We start from the raw sequence: 17,761 nt of genomic DNA, 5'->3' as shown, positions 1-17,761 counted from the left end.
GCAAAAATGAAAAAAATTGCTTTTGTCTTCACTAAAGCGCCTCATGGCGATGCAGGGGGTAGGGAAGGTTTAGATGCATTGCTGGCAACTTCGGCATTAACAGAAAAGATAGGTGTATTTTTTATTTCTGACGGCGTATTCCAACTACTACCGGATCAGCAGCCTGACAGAATTCTCGCCAGAAACTATATCGCTACTTTCAAGGTGTTGCCTTTGTACGATATTGACGAGTGCTATTTGTGCCAGGAAGACCTTGTAATGCGTGGGTTAAGCTCAATCAATCGTTTTGTTCTGGATACGGAAGTGATACCCGCAGAAACAATCCGTGAGAAGCTGGTTGACTATGATGTTGTGCTGACATTTTGAGCTATAGGAAGGACAATAATATGCTATATACTGTTGGCCGATCGCCTTATCAATGTGATTTCAATGCGATATTCAAGCTACTTGCCCGTGGTGATGACATCCTGTTTATTCAGGATGGCGTACTGGCAGGAATTGAAGGTAATTGCTATCTGCCGACTCTGATTAGTTGTGGTGTTGCCTTATATGCGCTGAAAGAGGATATTGAAGCGCGGGGATTGAACGAACAGATTTCAGACAAAGTGCAAGTGATCGACTATACTGACTTTGTTAACCTGACGGTAAAACACCATCAACAATTCGCTTGGTAGTTGAGAAAAACCTGTATATTTCTTGACACCCTTGCGAGTCAGCCATAAAATTCCGCGTCCTCGTGTTTTGCCGTTGGGCAGACAAGAGATTTAATCCGTGTTTACGAAGCAAAAAAACCAGGAGTTTTTTTAATAATGGCAACTATTAACCAGCTGGTGCGCAAACCCCGTAGCATGAAGGTTGCAAAAAGCAACGTTCCTGCTCTGGAAGCTTGCCCGCAAAAGCGTGGCGTATGTACTCGCGTATATACCACCACCCCTAAAAAACCAAACTCTGCACTGCGTAAAGTCTGTCGTGTGCGTTTGACTAACGGTTACGAAGTTTCTTCTTACATCGGTGGCGAAGGCCACAACTTGCAAGAGCACTCCGTAATTCTGATCCGTGGCGGTCGTGTTAAAGACTTGCCAGGTGTGCGTTACCACACTGTTCGCGGCGCGCTGGACTGTTCCGGTGTTAAAGACCGTAAACAAGGTCGTTCTAAGTACGGTGTGAAGAAGCCAAAAGCTTAATGGTACTCCGTTAAGTAAGGCCAAACATTATTTACCTTAATGTCAAAATAAACTCGTAGAGTTTTGGACAACCCTGAATTCGAAACGGAGTATTTCCATGCCACGTCGTCGTGTAATTGGTCAGCGTAAAATTCTGCCAGATCCAAAGTTCGGATCTGAATTACTGGCCAAATTTGTCAATATCCTGATGGTAGATGGTAAAAAATCTACCGCGGAAGCAATTGTATATAGTGCGCTTGAGACCCTGGCTCAGCGTTCTGGTAAAGAACACCTGGAAGCGTTTGAACTTGCATTGGATAATGTGCGTCCAACCGTGGAAGTTAAATCTCGCCGTGTTGGTGGTTCTACTTATCAGGTACCAGTTGAAGTTCGTCCGGTTCGTCGCAATGCGTTAGCAATGCGCTGGATCGTTGAAGCTGCTCGTAAACGCGGTGATAAATCTATGGCCTTGCGCCTGGCGAACGAATTATCTGATGCGGCCGAAAATAAAGGCACTGCTGTTAAGAAACGTGAAGACGTTCACCGTATGGCAGAAGCTAACAAGGCGTTCGCACACTACCGTTGGTAATTCCATCGTAGTGATGATGCCCTGGGTGGCTGCTCTGCCACCCAGATTTACATTGAACGTCCTAGGATATAGAGGAATCAAATGGCTCGTACAACACCCATTGCACGTTACCGTAACATCGGTATCAGTGCACACATCGACGCCGGTAAAACCACCACTACCGAACGTATTCTGTTCTACACTGGTGTAAACCATAAGATCGGTGAAGTTCATGATGGCGCTGCTACTATGGACTGGATGGAACAGGAGCAGGAGCGTGGTATTACCATCACCTCCGCAGCGACAACTGCTTTCTGGTCAGGTATGGCTAAGCAGTTTGACGCGCACCGTATTAACATCATCGACACCCCAGGACACGTTGACTTCACTATCGAAGTAGAACGTTCCATGCGTGTTCTTGACGGCGCCGTAATGGTTTATTGTGCGGTTGGTGGTGTTCAGCCACAGTCCGAAACCGTATGGCGTCAGGCGAATAAATATAGAGTTCCACGTATCGCGTTCGTTAACAAAATGGACCGTATGGGAGCGAATTTCTTACGCGTTGTCGAGCAGCTCAAAACGCGCTTGGCGGCGAACCCAGTACCTCTGCAATTAGCCATTGGCGCAGAAGATGCGTTCACCGGTGTTGTTGACCTGGTGAAAATGAAAGCCATCAACTGGAACGATGAAGATCAGGGAACTACCTTCACTTATGAAGATATCCCGGCTGATATGCAGGATCTGGCGGAAGAATGGCGTAACAATTTGATTGAAGCCGCTGCGGAAGCATCAGAAGAGCTGATGGAAAAATACCTTGGCGGTGAAGAACTGACTGAAGAAGAGATCAAAACTGGTCTGCGTCATCGTGTTCTGACTAACGAAATCATCCTGGTTACCTGTGGTTCTGCATTTAAGAACAAAGGTGTTCAGGCAATGCTGGATGCGGTTATTGAGTACCTGCCAGCGCCAACGGATGTTGAGTCCATTAAAGGTATTCTGCCAGACGGTAAAGATACGCCGGCAGAGCGTCATTCTGACGACAGCGAACCATTTTCGGCTCTGGCGTTTAAAATCGCTACTGACCCATTCGTTGGTAACCTGACCTTCTTCCGTGTCTACTCTGGTGTGGTTAATTCCGGTGATACCGTTCTTAACCCAGTGAAAGACAAAAAAGAGCGTTTTGGCCGTATCGTGCAGATGCATGCTAATAAACGTGAAGAAATTAAAGAAGTTCGTGCAGGCGACATCGCCGCTGCGATTGGTCTGAAAGACGTGACTACCGGTGATACTCTGTGTGATATCAACGCGCCGATTATTCTGGAGCGTATGGAATTCCCAGAACCAGTTATCTCTGTTGCTATTGAGCCAAAAACCAAAGCTGACCAGGAAAAAATGGGTATCGCTTTAGGTCGTCTGGCTCAGGAAGACCCATCATTCCGCGTGTCTACCGATGAAGAATCTGGTCAGACTATTATCGCCGGTATGGGTGAGCTTCACTTGGATGTTCTGGTTGACCGTATGCGTCGTGAATTCAAAGTTGAAGCGAACGTCGGTAAACCTCAGGTTGCTTACCGTGAAACCATCCGTTCTACTGTTGAACAAGAAGGTAAATTTGTTCGTCAGTCTGGTGGTCGTGGTCAGTTTGGTCATGTATGGCTGCGTATTGAGCCAATGGAACCAGGTGGCGTAGGCTATGAATTCGCTAACGAAATCGTTGGCGGCGTTGTTCCTAAAGAATATATCCCGGCAGTAGATAAGGGTATTCAGGAACAAATGAAAAATGGTGTTCTGGCCGGTTACCCGATTGTTGACGTTAAAGTGGCGCTGTTCGATGGTTCTTACCACGAAGTCGACTCTTCTGAAATGGCGTTCAAAATCGCAGGTTCTATGGGCTTCAAAGAAGGCTTTATGAAGGCGAAACCAGTTCTGCTGGAGCCTATCATGAAAGTTGAAGTTGAAACGCCAGAAGACTACATGGGCGACGTTATCGGTGACCTAAACCGTCGCCGTGGTATGATTGACGGTATGGAAGATATGACTACCGGCAAAATCGTACGTGCTCAGGTACCATTATCTGAAATGTTTGGTTATGCTACTGACCTGCGTTCTCAGACCCAAGGTCGTGCTTCTTACTCTATGGAGTTCCTGAAGTACAATGAAGCGCCGAGCAACGTCGCTCAGGCTATTATCGAATCTCGTAAAGCTAAATAAGTTTTTCGGGTTTAATATCTAGATTCAGCTCCCTCCCATATGATGAGGGAGCGATATTAAGGAATAGAGTCGTGTCTAAAGAAAAATTTGAACGTACAAAACCGCACGTTAACGTTGGTACTATCGGCCACGTTGACCACGGTAAAACTACCCTGACTGCTGCTATCACTACTGTTCTGGCTAAAACCTACGGTGGTAACGCTCGCGCATTCGACCAAATCGATAACGCGCCAGAAGAAAAAGCGCGTGGTATCACCATCTCTACTTCTCACGTAGAATACGATACCCCAAGCCGTCACTATGCGCACGTTGACTGCCCAGGCCACGCTGACTATGTGAAAAACATGATCACCGGTGCGGCTCAGATGGACGGCGCAATCCTGGTAGTTGCTGCGACTGACGGCCCAATGCCACAGACTCGTGAGCACATCCTGTTAGGTCGTCAGGTAGGCGTTCCTTACATCATCGTGTTCCTGAACAAATGTGACATGGTAGACGACGAAGAACTGCTGGAACTGGTTGAGATGGAAGTGCGTGAGCTGCTGTCTCAGTACGATTTCCCAGGCGACGACACGCCAGTTATCCGTGGTTCTGCGCTGAAAGCGCTGGAAGGCGATGCGGAGTGGGAAGCGAAGATCATTGAACTGGCCGATGCCCTGGACAGCTACATTCCAGAACCAGAGCGTGCAATCGACCAGCCATTCCTGCTGCCAATCGAAGACGTATTCTCTATTTCAGGCCGTGGTACAGTGGTAACCGGTCGTGTAGAGCGCGGTATTGTTAAAGTGGGTGAAGAAGTTGAAATCGTGGGTATCAAAGACACGACTAAAACGACTTGTACTGGCGTAGAAATGTTCCGCAAACTGCTGGACGAAGGCCGTGCGGGTGAGAACGTGGGTGTTCTGCTGCGCGGTACCAAACGTGACGAAATCGAACGTGGTCAGGTACTGGCAAAACCCGGTTCAATCAAGCCACACACCACTTTCGAATCAGAAGTTTATATTCTGAGCAAAGACGAAGGCGGCCGTCACACGCCATTCTTCAAAGGCTACCGTCCACAGTTCTACTTCCGTACAACTGACGTAACCGGCACAATCGAGCTGCCAGAAGGCGTGGAAATGGTGATGCCAGGTGATAACATTCAGATGAAAGTTACCCTGATTGCGCCAATCGCAATGGACCAGGGTCTGCGCTTCGCTATTCGTGAAGGCGGCCGTACTGTCGGTGCTGGTGTTGTTGCTAAAATTATCGCATAATTTTTTGATGTGATTACACTAAAAGGGCATCAACCGATGCCCTTTTTGTACGTTGTCTTAATAAGAACCTATCTCATCAATAGTTGTTTTTAATTATTGGTGAGATAGGCTCTGATGCAACGAATTGGCTATATCTCTCTCAGATATACAATGTCATACTGAATTATGGCGCCAAGTCAGATACAATCACTCAAATTTTTTGGTTCGGTCTGATTTGTTTTGCTCTTGCGAGGCAAGCTGGCTATCTATTTAAATCATAGTTACAGGTTGGTTTATGAGTGCGAATAGCGATGCTCAAGAAAGCAGGCGTAGTCTTGAGGTAATGAAATGGCTATTAGTGGCAGCCTTATTAACGGTTGCTATCGTTGGAAACTACCTTTATCGGGAGTATAGCCTTCCTCTACGCGCGATGGCAGTTGTTGTTATTGTTGCTCTTGCGGGAGCGGCTGCGCTCTGGACTGCGAAAGGTAAAACCACACTGGCCTTCGCCCGAGAAGCCCGCATTGAAATGCGTAAAGTCATTTGGCCGACTCGCCAGGAAGCGCTGCATACAACTTTGATTGTTGCGGCAGTCACTGCATTGATGTCTTTGATCCTATGGGGTCTTGACGGTATCCTGGTGCGTTTAGTTTCATTTATTACAGGCCTGAGGTTCTAAGATGTCAGATTCCCCAAAAAAACGTTGGTATGTTATACAGGCATTTTCCGGGTTTGAAGGTCGTGTCGCACAATCTTTACGTGAACATATCAAATTGCATGATATGGAAGATTCTTTTGGCGAAGTGATGGTGCCAACAGAGGAAGTTGTTGAGATTCGTAGCGGCCAGCGCCGCAAAAGTGAACGCAAATTTTTCCCTGGATATGTGCTGGTACAAATGATCATGAACGATGCAACATGGCATCTCGTTCGCAGCGTACCACGCGTCATGGGTTTTATCGGTGGCACATCTGACCGTCCAGCACCAATCAGTGATAAAGAAGTTGATGCGATTATGAATCGCCTTCAGCAGGTTGGTGATAAACCACGGCCAAAAACATTGTTCGAACCAGGCGAAATGGTTCGGGTCAGCGATGGTCCATTCGCAGACTTCAATGGTGTTGTGGAAGAAGTCGATTACGAGAAGAGCCGCCTGAAAGTTTCAGTTTCTATCTTTGGTCGTGCGACACCGGTTGAGTTGGATTTCAGCCAGGTAGAAAAGGCGTAATTTCCGAGCATATTTTTTGCTGGCTTGCAATAGGTGAGAAATTAACATACAATTTCGCGCCTTTTGTTTTTTAGTAGTCTGGCCTGAATCAGGCGGGGCTGAAATAGCAGGGGAGCCTTTTAAATAAAGGCGATACCACCCATATAGAGGAAAATTATCAATGGCTAAGAAAGTACAAGCCTATGTCAAGTTGCAGGTTGCAGCTGGTATGGCTAACCCAAGCCCTCCAGTAGGTCCTGCTCTTGGTCAGCAGGGTGTTAACATCATGGAATTCTGTAAGGCGTTCAATGCTAAAACTGACAGCATTGAAAAAGGTCTGCCAATTCCTGTTGTGATCACTGTTTATTCTGATCGCTCTTTCACTTTCGTTACTAAAACCCCACCAGCGGCTGTTTTGCTGAAGAAAGCAGCGGGCATTAAATCAGGTTCCGGCAAACCGAACAAAGACAAAGTTGGTAAAGTAACCAGCGCGCAGGTTCGTGAAATTGCTGAAACTAAAGCTGCGGATATGACAGGTGCTAGCGTTGAAGCAATGATGCGTTCAATTGAAGGTACTGCTCGTTCCATGGGCCTGGTAGTGGAGGGTTAATCGATGGCTAAACTGACCAAGCGCATGCGCACAATCCGCGAAAAAGTGGATGCAACTAAGCAGTATGACATTAACGAAGCCGTTGTTCTGCTGAAAGAGCTGGCTACCGCTAAATTTGTAGAAAGCGTTGACGTTGCTGTTAACCTCGGCATCGACGCTCGTAAATCCGACCAGAACGTACGTGGTGCGACGGTATTGCCTCACGGTACTGGCCGTTCCGTTCGCGTAGCTGTATTTACCCAAGGCGCAAATGCGGAAGCTGCTAAAGCAGCGGGCGCTGAACTGGTAGGTATGGAAGATCTGGCTGAACAGGTTAAAAAAGGCGAAATGGACTTTGACGTTGTTATCGCCTCTCCAGATGCAATGCGCGTTGTTGGCCAATTAGGTCAAATCTTGGGTCCACGCGGTTTGATGCCAAACCCTAAAGTAGGTACTGTAACTCCTAACGTTGCTGAAGCTGTACAGAATGCTAAAGCGGGTCAGGTTCGTTACCGTAACGATAAAAACGGCATTATCCACACCACCATTGGTAAAGTTGACTTTGATGCTGACAAACTGAAAGAAAACCTGGAAGCTTTGCTGGTTGCGCTGAAAAAAGCCAAACCATCTTCTGCTAAGGGTGTTTACATTAAGAAAGTTAGCCTGTCCACTACTATGGGCGCAGGTGTTGCGATTGACCAGTCAGGTCTGAGCGCTTCAGCTTAATTTGAGCTGAATGTGATTATCGCTTTACCTTGGCGTCAGATTTGTCTAAAATTTGGCGCCTTGTATTTGGCTAGTAAGTTTTTTATTAGCTAAATAAAAAATTTTCGGTTGGAGCTTGGCCTAATCCAAGCCCCGTCCAAGACCGCAGGTGTAAGTAATTACTTAATATCCCTGCGTAGACGGTGACAGAGCCAAATGACATTCATTGCTGGATTCTGCTCACCGTGTTTTAGAGCTCAGGCACTTTTAGTGTTATGAGTGATGTGAGTTCCGGGTTTTTCCCGGTTAATCCAGGAGCAAGAAGCTAATGGCACTAAATCTTCAAGACAAACAAGCGATTGTTGCTGAAGTTAGCGAAGTAGCCAAAGGCGCGCTGTCTGCGGTTGTTGCGGATTCCCGCGGCGTTGCCGTAGATAAAATGACTGAACTGCGTAAAGCAGGTCGCGAAGCTGGCGTTTACATCCGTGTTGTGCGTAACACACTGATCCGCCGTGCTGTTGAAGGTACTGCTTATGAGTGCCTGAAAGAAGCGTTTATTGGTCCAACCTTGATTGCTTTCTCTAACGAACATCCGGGCGCCGCTGCTCGTCTGTTCAAAGAGTTCGCTAAAGCGAATCCAGCATTCGAGATTAAAGCAGCAGCCTTTGAAGGTGAGTTCATTCCTGCGGCCAATATTGACCGTCTGGCGACACTCCCAACTTACGAAGAAGCAATCGCACGCCTGATGTCAACCATGAAAGAAGCCGTTGCAGGCAAACTGGTTCGTACTCTGGCTGCGTTACGCGAGTTACGCGAGCAGAAAGAAGTAGCTTAATTGCCGATTTCCTTCGTTGCTTTTTAACGTATAAATTATTTCTGAATTTTAGGAACACTTGTTATGTCTATCAATAAAGAACAAATTCTGGACGCAGTTGCAGGCATGTCCGTAATGGACGTTGTTGAACTGATCACTGCAATGGAAGAGAAATTCGGCGTTTCTGCTGCGGCAGCGGTAGCTGTTGTTGCTGGCGCGGCTGAAGCTGTTGAAGAAAAAACCGAGTTCGACGTTGTTCTGTCCGCTATTGGCGGCAACAAAGTTGCTGTTATCAAAGCAGTACGCGGCGCAACTGGCCTGGGTCTGAAAGAAGCGAAAGATCTGGTTGAAAGCGCTCCAGCCGTACTGAAAGAAGGCATCAGCAAAGATGACGCTGAAGCACTGAAAAAATCTCTGGAAGAAGCAGGTGCTTCTGTTGAGGTTAAGTAAGTTCAGTTTTAAGTTAGCAGCCTGACTTTAAAGGCTGATGGCTGGTGATTTTTTTAATCACCAGCCTTTTTGCGCTGTAGGGCATTAGCAGCATTTCCACTGTTTGGCTGTTAATTAACCCCCAAATACTTTTTCCTATTGACGACTTAATATACTGCGTTCTCAGCTACGATCCACTCGGGTAGCTCGGTAGTAAGGTAACGCAATGAAATGATTTAAGAGTAATAGCAATGAGTATTACGGAAAATAATTCAATTTTCTGTTCGAAAAAACAGTGTCGTAAAGAGCTGTCCTTTAGGGCGGGCAGAGTGGGTCACTGATCAGCGAGCTGAGGAACCCTATGGTTTACTCCTATACCGAGAAAAAACGTATTCGTAAGGATTTTGGTAAGCGTCCCCAAGTGTTGGACGTACCTTATCTCCTTTCTATCCAACTTGACTCGTTCCAGAAGTTTATCGAGCAAGATCCAGAAGGCCAGAATGGTTTAGAAGCGGCATTCCGTTCTGTATTCCCAATTCAGAGCTACAGCGGCAGTTCGGAGCTGCAATACGTTAGCTACCGTCTTGGTGAGCCAGTGTTTGATGTTAAAGAGTGCCAGATTCGTGGTGTAACTTATTCTGCGCCTTTGCGCGTTAAGTTGCGTCTGGTTATCTATGAACGTGAAGCACCGGAAGGCACGGTCAAAGACATCAAAGAGCAAGAAGTCTACATGGGTGAAATTCCACTCATGACTGACAACGGTACCTTTGTTATCAATGGTACTGAGCGGGTTATTGTCTCCCAGTTACATCGTAGTCCTGGTGTATTCTTTGACAGCGATAAGGGTAAAACTCACTCATCCGGTAAGGTGCTGTATAACGCACGTATTATTCCTTACCGTGGTTCTTGGTTAGATTTCGAATTCGATCCAAAAGATAATCTGTTTGTACGTATTGACCGCCGTCGTAAATTGCCGGCAACGATTATTCTGCGTGCAATGGATTACAGTACTGAAGAGATCTTAAACCTGTTCTTCAGTAAAACGATTTTCGAAATTCGTGACAACAGACTGCAAATGACGCTGGTGCCAGAACGTTTGCGCGGTGAAACCGCTTCTTTTGATATTGAAGCAAACGGCAAGGTTTATGTTGAAAAAGGCCGTCGTATTACCGCACGTCATATCCGCCAGTTAGAAAAAGACGAAGTGAACCGTATTGAGGTTCCTGTTGAATACATTGCGGGTAAAGTTGTTGCAAGAGACTACATTGATGTCAATACAGGTGAAATTATCTGTGCTGCTAACATGGAGCTCTCTTTAGATCTGCTGGCACGTTTGAGTCAGTCTGGTCACAAATCTATCGAAACACTGTTCACCAACGATTTAGATCACGGTGCGTATATTTCCGAGACACTACGTGTTGACCCAACCAATGACCGTTTGGGTGCTTTGGTTGAGATTTATCGCATGATGCGTCCTGGCGAGCCGCCAACCCGTGAAGCGGCAGAAAATCTGTTTGAAAATCTGTTCTTCTCAGAAGATCGTTATGATCTTTCTGCGGTTGGGCGTATGAAATTCAACCGCTCATTGAGCCGGGAAGAAGTCGAAGGTTCTGGTATTCTGAGTAAAGATGACATCATTGATGTCATGAAGAAACTCATTGATATCCGTAATGGTAAAGGTGAAGTCGATGATATCGACCACTTAGGCAACCGTCGTATCCGTTCTGTTGGCGAGATGGCGGAAAACCAGTTCCGTGTAGGTCTGGTACGTGTTGAGCGTGCAGTTAAAGAGCGTTTGTCTCTGGGTGATCTGGATACACTGATGCCTCAGGACATGATCAACGCTAAGCCGATTTCAGCCGCAGTGAAAGAATTCTTTGGTTCCAGCCAACTGTCTCAGTTTATGGACCAAAACAACCCGCTTTCTGAAATCACTCACAAACGCCGTATCTCTGCGTTAGGTCCAGGTGGTTTGACTCGTGAACGCGCTGGCTTCGAAGTGCGTGACGTACACCCAACCCACTATGGTCGTGTATGTCCAATCGAAACCCCGGAAGGTCCGAACATCGGTCTGATTAACTCATTGTCTGTTTATGCGCAGACTAACGAGTATGGTTTCCTTGAAACCCCATATCGTCTGGTTCGTGATGGTGTTGTTACTGATGAAATTCATTATCTGTCTGCGATTGAAGAAGGTAACTTCGTTATCGCGCAGGCAAACACCGTATTAGATGATGAAGGCCACTTCGTTGAAGATCTGATAACTTGCCGTAGCTATGGTGAATCCAGCTTATTTAACCGTGAGCAGGTTGAATACATGGACGTTTCCACCCAGCAGGTGGTTTCCGTTGGTGCTTCCTTGATCCCATTCCTGGAACACGATGACGCAAACCGTGCATTGATGGGCGCAAACATGCAACGTCAGGCTGTTCCTACTCTGCGTGCTGATAAGCCGTTGGTCGGTACCGGCATGGAACGTGCGGTAGCGGTTGACTCAGGTGTAACTTCTGTTGCTAAACGTGGTGGTGTAGTTCAGTACGTTGATGCATCTCGTATCGTTATCAAAGTAAACGAAGATGAGATGTATTCGGGTGAAGCAGGTATTGATATTTATAACCTGACTAAATATACCCGTTCGAACCAGAACACTTGTATTAACCAGATGCCGTGTGTCTCTCTGGGTGAGCCGGTGGAACGCGGCGACGTACTGGCTGATGGTCCATCCACCGACTTGGGTGAACTAGCGCTCGGTCAGAACATGCGCGTAGCGTTCATGCCGTGGAATGGTTATAACTTCGAGGACTCCATCTTAGTTTCTGAGCGTGTCGTCCAGGAAGATCGCTTTACAACCATTCATATTCAGGAACTGGCTTGCGTATCTCGTGATACTAAATTAGGGCCTGAAGAGATCACCGCTGATATCCCTAACGTGGGTGAGGCCGCACTCTCCAAACTGGATGAGTCGGGTATTGTTTATATTGGCGCAGAAGTGACCGGCGGCGACATTCTGGTTGGTAAAGTGACGCCGAAAGGTGAAACTCAGCTAACGCCAGAAGAAAAATTGCTGCGTGCTATTTTCGGTGAGAAAGCGTCTGATGTTAAAGACTCTTCTCTGCGCGTACCAAATGGCGTATCCGGTACGGTTATCGACGTACAAGTATTTACCCGTGACGGCGTAGAAAAAGATAAACGTGCTTTAGAAATCGAAGAGATGCAGTTGCGTCAGGCTAAGAAAGACCTGACAGAAGAGTTGCAAATCTTTGAAGCTGGCCTGTTTGCACGTATCCGTTCTGTTTTGATTGCTGGCGGCATCGAAGCTGAGAAGCTGGATAAACTGCCACGTGAGCGTTGGTTAGAACTGGGTCTGGCTGATGAAGAGAAACAGAATCAGTTGGAGCAGTTGGCTGAACAGTATGACGAACTCAAAGCTGAGTTCGAGAAAAAGCTGGATGCTAAACGCCGTAAGATCACTCAGGGCGATGATTTGGCGCCGGGTGTGCTGAAAATCGTCAAAGTTTATCTGGCGGTTAAACGTCAGATTCAGCCTGGTGATAAGATGGCGGGTCGCCACGGTAACAAGGGTGTTATCTCCAAGATCAACCCGATCGAAGATATGCCTTACGATGAAAACGGCACTCCGGTAGACATCGTACTGAACCCACTGGGCGTACCATCACGTATGAACATCGGTCAGATCTTGGAAACGCATCTGGGTATGGCTGCTAAAGGTATTGGCGACAAGATCAATGCGATGCTGAAACAGCAGCAGGAAGTTGCCAAACTGCGTGAATTTATCCAGAAAGCTTATGACCTGGGTGATGAAACCCGTCAGAAAGTTGATCTGAGCGCTTTCTCCGATGAAGAAGTTATGCGTTTGGCGGAAAACCTGAAAAAAGGTATGCCAATTGCGACACCTGTGTTTGATGGTGCGAAAGAGAAAGAAATTAAAGAGCTGCTGAAACTGGGTGACTTGCCGACTTCTGGTCAAATTACCCTGTTTGATGGTCGTACTGGTGAGCAATTTGAACGTCAGGTTACCGTTGGCTACATGTATATGCTGAAGCTAAACCACCTGGTGGATGACAAAATGCACGCCCGTTCAACCGGTTCGTACAGTCTGGTTACTCAGCAACCGTTGGGTGGTAAGGCGCAGTTCGGTGGTCAACGCTTCGGTGAGATGGAAGTGTGGGCATTGGAAGCATACGGTGCCGCGTACACCTTGCAGGAAATGCTCACCGTCAAGTCCGACGATGTTAACGGCCGTACCAAGATGTATAAAAACATCGTGGATGGCAACCACCAGATGGAGCCAGGTATGCCGGAATCCTTCAACGTATTGTTGAAAGAGATCCGCTCTCTGGGTATCAACATCGAGCTGGAAGACGAATAAATCGTATTCCCGCTGGTACTGCCCTGAATAAATGGATATGACGGGCAGTTTACCAGCCAGTGGTTGCACTGGTCATAGGGGGGAGCGGCATGGGCTGCTCTCCTGACAGGTCTAACTCCGACAGGAGCCATTTCGTGAAAGACTTATTGAAGTTTCTGAAAGCGCAAACTAAGACCGAAGAGTTTGATGCGATCAAAATTGCTCTGGCCTCGCCAGATATGATCCGTTCGTGGTCATTCGGTGAAGTAAAAAAGCCGGAAACTATTAATTACCGTACGTTCAAACCTGAGCGTGACGGCCTTTTCTGCGCCCGTATTTTCGGACCAGTAAAGGACTATGAGTGCTTGTGTGGTAAATATAAGCGCTTGAAACACCGTGGTGTAATTTGTGAGAAGTGTGGCGTAGAAGTTACCCAAACTAAAGTTCGTCGTGAACGTATGGGTCACATTGAGCTGGCTTCTCCAACTGCGCACATTTGGTTCCTGAAATCATTGCCATCTCGCATCGGTTTGTTGCTGGATATGCCACTGCGTGATATTGAGCGTGTACTGTACTTCGAATCCTATGTGGTGGTAGAAGGCGGTATGACCAGCTTGGAACGCAGTCAAATCCTGACAGAAGAGCAATACTTGGATGCGCTGGAAGAGTTTGGTGATGAATTCGATGCGAAGATGGGAGCGGAAGCTATCCAGTCTTTGCTGAAAAATCTCGATCTGGAAAATGAGTGTGAAACCTTGCGTGAAGAGTTAAACGAAACTAACTCTGAAACTAAACGTAAGAAGCTGACCAAGCGTATTAAACTGTTGGAAGCCTTTATTCAGTCTGGCAACAAACCAGAATGGATGGTTCTGACGGTTCTGCCAGTTCTGCCGCCGGATTTACGTCCATTGGTTCCACTGGATGGCGGCCGTTTTGCCACTTCGGATCTGAACGATCTCTATCGTCGTGTTATTAACCGTAACAACCGTTTGAAGCGTCTGTTGGATCTGGCTGCGCCAGATATCATTGTTCGCAACGAAAAACGTATGTTGCAGGAAGCGGTTGATGCGTTGCTGGATAACGGTCGTCGTGGTCGTGCCATTACCGGTTCTAACAAACGTCCACTGAAATCCTTGGCTGATATGATCAAGGGTAAACAAGGTCGTTTCCGTCAGAACTTGTTGGGTAAACGTGTTGACTATTCCGGTCGTTCTGTAATCACTGTAGGTCCTTACCTGCGTCTGCATCAGTGTGGTCTGCCTAAGAAGATGGCGCTGGAACTGTTTAAGCCATTCATCTACGGCAAGCTGGAACTGCGTGGTTTAGCGACTACGATTAAAGCCGCTAAAAAAATGGTTGAGCGTGAAGAGGCGGTGGTATGGGATATCCTGGATGAAGTTATTCGTGAACACCCAGTTCTGCTGAACCGTGCGCCGACACTTCACCGTTTGGGTATTCAGGCATTCGAACCGGTTCTGATCGAAGGTAAAGCGATTCAGTTGCACCCATTGGTGTGTGCGGCATATAACGCTGACTTCGACGGTGACCAAATGGCTGTTCACGTACCGCTGACACTGGAAGCCCAGTTAGAAGCGCGTGCGCTGATGATGTCTACCAACAACATCCTGTCTCCAGCGAGTGGTGAGCCAATCATCGTTCCATCTCAGGACGTTGTTCTGGGTCTGTATTACATGACCCGTGACTGTGTTAACGCCAAAGGCGAAGGCATGGTGCTGACTGGGCCGAAAGAAGCTGAACGCGTATACCGCGCAGGGCTGGCTTCTTTGCATGCCCGCGTTAAAGTGCGTATCACTGAAGAAGTGAAAGATGGCGAAGGCAATATCACAGTTAATACCGGTTTGATTGATACGACCATTGGTCGTGCAATCCTGTGGATGATTGTACCAAGAGGCCTGCCTTACTCACTGGTTAACCAACCATTGGGTAAAAAAGCTATCTCCAGAATGCTGAACACCTGTTACCGCGTGATGGGCCTGAAACCAACGGTTATTTTCGCTGACCAGATCATGTATACCGGCTTTGCTTACGCTGCACGTTCAGGCGCATCTGTTGGTATCGATGACATGGTGATCCCAGAGAAAAAAGCGGGCATCATTGCGGAAGCCGAAGCGGAAGTTGCTGAAATTCAGGAACAGTTCCAGTCTGGTCTGGTGACAGCCGGTGAACGTTATAACAAAGTTATCGATATCTGGGCTGCGGCAAACGAGCGTGTTGCTAAAGCAATGATGGAAAACTTGTCTACTGAAACGGTCACTAATCGTGATGGTGAAGAAGAACAACAAGTTTCCTTCAACAGCATCTTTATGATGGCTGACTCTGGCGCGCGTGGTTCTGCCGCTCAGATCCGTCAGTTGGCGGGTATGCGTGGCTTGATGGCTAAGCCGGACGGCTCCATCATCGAAACCCCAATTACGGCGAACTTCCGTGAAGGTTTGAACGTACTCCAGTACTTCATCTCAACCCACGGTGCTCGTAAAGGTTTGGCGGATACCGCACTGAAAACGGCGAACTCCGGTTACCTGACTCGTCGTCTGGTTGACGTGGCGCAGGACTTAGTTGTTACAGAAGATGACTGTGGTACGCACGACGGTATTCTGATGACGCCGGTTATTGAAGGTGGCGATGTTAAAGAGCCACTGCGTGAGCGTGTATTGGGTCGTGTGACGGCGGAAGATGTTCTGAAACCGGGTACTGCTGACATTCTGGTGCCACGTAACACCTTGTTGAATGAGAAATGGTGTGATCTGTTAGAAGAAAGCTCCGTTGACAGCATTAAAGTACGTTCCGTTGTAAGTTGTGAAACTGACTTCGGTGTTTGTGCGAACTGCTATGGTCGTGACCTTGCTCGCGGACACATTATCAATAAAGGTGAGGCGGTTGGCGTTATTGCTGCTCAGTCTATCGGTGAGCCGGGTACACAGTTGACGATGCGTACATTCCACATTGGTGGTGCGGCGTCTCGTGCAGCAGCAGAATCCAGCATTCAGGTGCGTAATAAAGGTAGCCTGAAACTGTTTAACGCTAAATCCGTGACCAACTCCGCAGGCAAACTGGTCATTACTTCTCGTAACACCGAACTGTGTTTGATCGACGAATTTGGTCGTACTAAAGAAAGCTATAAAGTGCCTTACGGTGCAGTGTTGGGTAAAGGTGATGGTGAAACTGTTAACGGCGGTGAAACCGTTGCTAACTGGGACCCGCACACTATGCCAGTTGTCAGTGAAGTATCGGGTATCATCCGTTTTGCTGACATGGTCGATGGTCAGACCATTACTCGTCAGACTGACGAATTAACAGGTCTATCTTCATTGGTTGTTCTGGATAGCGCAGAGCGTACCGGTAGTGGTAAAGACCTGCGTCCGGCACTGAAAATCGTTGATGCCAAGGGTGACGATGTATTGATTCCAGGTACCGATATGCCTGCTCAATATTTCCTGCCGGGCAAAGCGATTGTTCAGTTAGACGATGGCGTAAGCATCTCTGCGGGTGATACCTTAGCGCGTATTCCTCAGGAATCCGGCGGTACGAAAGATATTACCGGTGGTCTGCCGCGTGTTGCTGACTTGTTCGAAGCACGTCGTCCGAAAGAGCCTGCTATCCTGGCTGAAGTCAGCGGTATTGTCTCCTTTGGTAAAGAAACCAAGGGCAAACGCCGTTTGGTTATCTCCCCATTAGATGGTGGTGATGCTTACGAAGAGATGATACCTAAATGGCGTCAGCTCAACGTGTTCGAGGGTGAAGTGGTTGAACGTGGTGACGTGATCTCTGATGGTCCAGAGTCTCCACACGACATCTTGCGCCTGCGTGGTGTTCATGCGGTTACCCGTTACATCACCAACGAAGTTCAGGAAGTTTACCGTCTGCAAGGGGTTAAGATTAACGATAAACACATTGAGGTTATCGTTCGTCAGATGCTGCGTAAAGCAACCATTGAAAGTGCAGGTAGTTCCGAGTTCCTGGAAGGCGAACAGGTTGAATATGCCCGCGTTAAAGTGGCAAACCGTAAGTTGGAGCAAGAAGGTAAAGTGCCTGCAACTTATGGCCGTGACCTGTTGGGTATCACCAAAGCGTCTCTGGCGACTGAATCCTTCATCTCTGCGGCATCGTTCCAGGAAACGACCCGCGTACTGACTGAGGCTGCGGTTGCGGGTAAACGTGATGAACTGCGTGGCTTGAAAGAAAACGTCATCGTTGGTCGTCTGATCCCTGCTGGTACCGGTTATGCTTACCATCAGGAGCGCATACGTCGTCGTCATTTGAATGAGCCTGCTGAGGCGCCGCAAGTGAGTGTCGATGAAGCTACCGCGAACTTGGCAGAACTGTTGAATGCCGGTTTTGGCGGCGATAAGAAGTAATTCTTAGAACACGCTAGCTAATTAAATGCCCTCCTTTTTTGGAGGGCATTTCAGTTTATGGATGACGTAACAATTTTTTACTTGGCGTTCCGTTTTA

14 protein-coding genes are annotated in these 17,761 nt (G+C 47.5%); all 14 read left to right on the top strand.

Annotated elements, in window-relative coordinates:
• Positions 1–6 precede the first annotated feature (6 nt).
• On the top strand, positions 7–366 hold the full coding sequence (gene tusC / locus TI10_RS22875) for a sulfurtransferase complex subunit TusC (RefSeq protein ID WP_049585765.1): 360 nt from the start codon (positions 7–9) through the stop codon (positions 364–366).
• Between the two features lie 20 nt (positions 367–386).
• The gene (gene tusB / locus TI10_RS22870; protein WP_049585764.1) at positions 387–674 is read left to right on the top strand and encodes a sulfurtransferase complex subunit TusB; all 288 of its coding nucleotides are present in this window, start codon (positions 387–389) and stop codon (positions 672–674) included.
• Between the two features lie 135 nt (positions 675–809).
• Complete coding sequence (gene rpsL, locus TI10_RS22865; protein ID WP_011144815.1) at positions 810–1,184, top strand: 30S ribosomal protein S12; 375 nt, start codon at positions 810–812, stop codon at positions 1,182–1,184.
• A gap of 97 nt (positions 1,185–1,281) precedes the next feature.
• On the top strand, positions 1,282–1,752 hold the full coding sequence (gene rpsG / locus TI10_RS22860; RefSeq protein ID WP_011144816.1) for a 30S ribosomal protein S7: 471 nt from the start codon (positions 1,282–1,284) through the stop codon (positions 1,750–1,752).
• Between the two features lie 81 nt (positions 1,753–1,833).
• Entirely contained in the window at positions 1,834–3,942 is a 2,109-nt protein-coding gene (gene fusA, locus TI10_RS22855) for an elongation factor G (protein WP_049585762.1), read from the top strand.
• 71 nt (positions 3,943–4,013) lie between these two features.
• Entirely contained in the window at positions 4,014–5,198 is a 1,185-nt protein-coding gene (gene tuf, locus TI10_RS22850; protein WP_036779953.1) for an elongation factor Tu, read from the top strand.
• Between the two features lie 274 nt (positions 5,199–5,472).
• Positions 5,473–5,856, top strand: a complete 384-nt coding sequence (secE, locus tag TI10_RS22845; RefSeq protein ID WP_049585758.1) for a preprotein translocase subunit SecE — start codon at positions 5,473–5,475, stop codon at positions 5,854–5,856.
• Position 5,857: 1 nt separating this feature from the next.
• Positions 5,858–6,403: a transcription termination/antitermination protein NusG gene (gene nusG / locus TI10_RS22840; protein ID WP_011144820.1), complete on the top strand. Its 546-nt coding sequence runs from the start codon at positions 5,858–5,860 to the stop codon at positions 6,401–6,403.
• Between the two features lie 160 nt (positions 6,404–6,563).
• Entirely contained in the window at positions 6,564–6,992 is a 429-nt protein-coding gene (gene rplK, locus TI10_RS22835) for a 50S ribosomal protein L11 (protein WP_036771650.1), read from the top strand.
• 3 nt (positions 6,993–6,995) lie between these two features.
• Entirely contained in the window at positions 6,996–7,697 is a 702-nt protein-coding gene (rplA, locus tag TI10_RS22830) for a 50S ribosomal protein L1 (RefSeq protein WP_049585757.1), read from the top strand.
• Positions 7,698–8,004: 307 nt separating this feature from the next.
• Positions 8,005–8,511 (top strand): 50S ribosomal protein L10, encoded by a 507-nt coding sequence (gene rplJ, locus TI10_RS22825; RefSeq protein ID WP_049585756.1) that lies wholly within the window; start codon positions 8,005–8,007, stop codon positions 8,509–8,511.
• Positions 8,512–8,574: 63 nt separating this feature from the next.
• Positions 8,575–8,940 (top strand): 50S ribosomal protein L7/L12, encoded by a 366-nt coding sequence (gene rplL, locus TI10_RS22820; protein ID WP_049585754.1) that lies wholly within the window; start codon positions 8,575–8,577, stop codon positions 8,938–8,940.
• A 340-nt stretch (positions 8,941–9,280) separates the two neighbouring features.
• Positions 9,281–13,309, top strand: coding sequence for a DNA-directed RNA polymerase subunit beta (gene rpoB / locus TI10_RS22815; RefSeq protein ID WP_049585752.1), 4,029 nt, complete (start codon positions 9,281–9,283; stop codon positions 13,307–13,309).
• A 134-nt stretch (positions 13,310–13,443) separates the two neighbouring features.
• Positions 13,444–17,664, top strand: a complete 4,221-nt coding sequence (gene rpoC, locus TI10_RS22810) for a DNA-directed RNA polymerase subunit beta' (RefSeq protein ID WP_049585750.1) — start codon at positions 13,444–13,446, stop codon at positions 17,662–17,664.
• Positions 17,665–17,761 lie beyond the last annotated feature (97 nt).

The organism is Photorhabdus luminescens subsp. luminescens (assembly GCF_001083805.1).
GTDB classification, from domain to species: domain Bacteria; phylum Pseudomonadota; class Gammaproteobacteria; order Enterobacterales; family Enterobacteriaceae; genus Photorhabdus; species Photorhabdus luminescens.
The sequence above is the reverse complement of the archived record's forward strand: the minus strand, read 5'-3'. Positions and strand labels throughout refer to the sequence as shown.